This window comes from Ruminococcus sp. AF37-20 (genome assembly GCF_003460465.1).
GTDB lineage: Bacteria > Bacillota > Clostridia > Oscillospirales > Ruminococcaceae > Hominimerdicola > Hominimerdicola aceti.
On sequence record NZ_QTVE01000050.1, the window covers coordinates 1 to 1,377 of the forward strand.

Consider the following 1,377-nt stretch of genomic DNA (forward strand, 5'->3'; position numbering starts at 1 on the left):
TTCCCAAATGTATACGGAGAACCGAGAAGCGTCGCCGCCTTTGCGATCACCGTATCGGAAGACGGAAACGCAGAGTTTTCGGTCGAAGTACTTGCGGCATTTGCTGTTATCGCTCCGCTCACAGATGAACCGAGCATAGAAAAAGCGCAGAGGCCTGCCATTAACCCTGCGCCAAGCTTCTTTAATATTTTGGATTTTTTAAACATAAAATGCATTTCTCCTTTGATTTTAAATTACAACACTTTACTTTTTATTACATCGTTATTTCCGGCTCAGGTTCATCCGCCATTTCCTCATCGGGAGTATTTTCTACCTCAATTTCCGTAGCCTGCATTTGCTCCAATACGATAATGGGAGTTTCAAACATTTCGGAATATTTCTTGATCTGATCATCGGTAAGTGAACAGCTGTCCCATTCGCCGTATTCGTTCATATAATTTCCTGAAACAAAGAAAGTTCCATGTACAAGAACATTTCCCACAATACGATTAGGCTGTGAACCATTAAGCAGAAATTCATCGTTGCACCAAGCAATCGCAGTTTCTTTCGGCTCAAAATATATAGGTTCGATACACCCTCCGACTATTGCCTGCATATCGTGAATATCATCGCCGATTTCCTTTTCATACGGCGCTTTTTCAGGCTCAATAACAAGTATTTTCATTTACAAAACCTCCTCATCTTCATTGCAATAATCCCACAGTGGACACTCGTTACAGTCATCATACATTGAACATGTTCGCTCTATTTCTTCCTCCGAGATACCGCAGTCACGGCGTTCTGTTTCAGGAGCATTGCGCCATATCGTAAGCGTCACTCCGCTATCATCGCACTCCGTTTCCACGCTTACGGGATTTTCGTTTTCATCAAAAAGCCCCGAAAATACGGTAGTTCCGTTGGTTGTGAGTACCTGTGCAAAAATAATCTTTCTCATAAAATTATACCTCCAAATTGTCTGTTTCATCGTCAAACAGCGAAAGCTGGCGAACCGCCTGTAATCTCTCGCTTGTATCGTAATTGGATATGAGCAGCTCCGCATACTGACAGCCGCCGTCGTATCTCTGCGCCAGATTATTCAGTCTGCTGATCTCCTCAATGTGAATATTAGGCTTATCCCATATCTCACGGATTTCTGGACAGTCATTGTAGGAAACAAGAAACTTGCCCTTGATATCCATTAGCGAATCCCTGAGCCTAATATGATCCTTGGTTTTAAAACCAACGTCTTTGTAGTAGTTTTCGGTTGCAAAGTACGGTGGATCGCAATAAAAAAAGCTGACAGGGCGGTCGTACTGCCGTATCAGTTTTTCAAAGTCTTTATTCTCAACTACTACCTTCTGCAATCTCCTTGCTGCCAAGTCTATCATCGGGAAATCC

At 42.8% G+C, this 1,377-nt stretch carries 4 protein-coding genes; all 4 read right to left on the reverse strand.

What is annotated here, in order from left to right; all coding sequences use genetic code 11:
* On the reverse strand, positions 1–206 hold a 206-nt coding region (locus tag DW015_RS13125), incomplete at its 3' end, for a hypothetical protein (RefSeq protein ID WP_147338177.1).
* A gap of 47 nt (positions 207–253) precedes the next feature.
* Entirely contained in the window at positions 254–664 is a 411-nt protein-coding gene (locus tag DW015_RS13130; protein WP_117563482.1) for a DUF3846 domain-containing protein, read from the reverse strand.
* On the reverse strand, positions 665–934 hold the full coding sequence (locus DW015_RS13135; protein WP_117898186.1) for a hypothetical protein: 270 nt from the start codon (positions 932–934) through the stop codon (positions 665–667).
* A gap of 4 nt (positions 935–938) precedes the next feature.
* On the reverse strand, positions 939–1,377 hold a 439-nt coding region (locus DW015_RS13825; RefSeq protein WP_242993306.1), incomplete at its 5' end, for a DNA adenine methylase.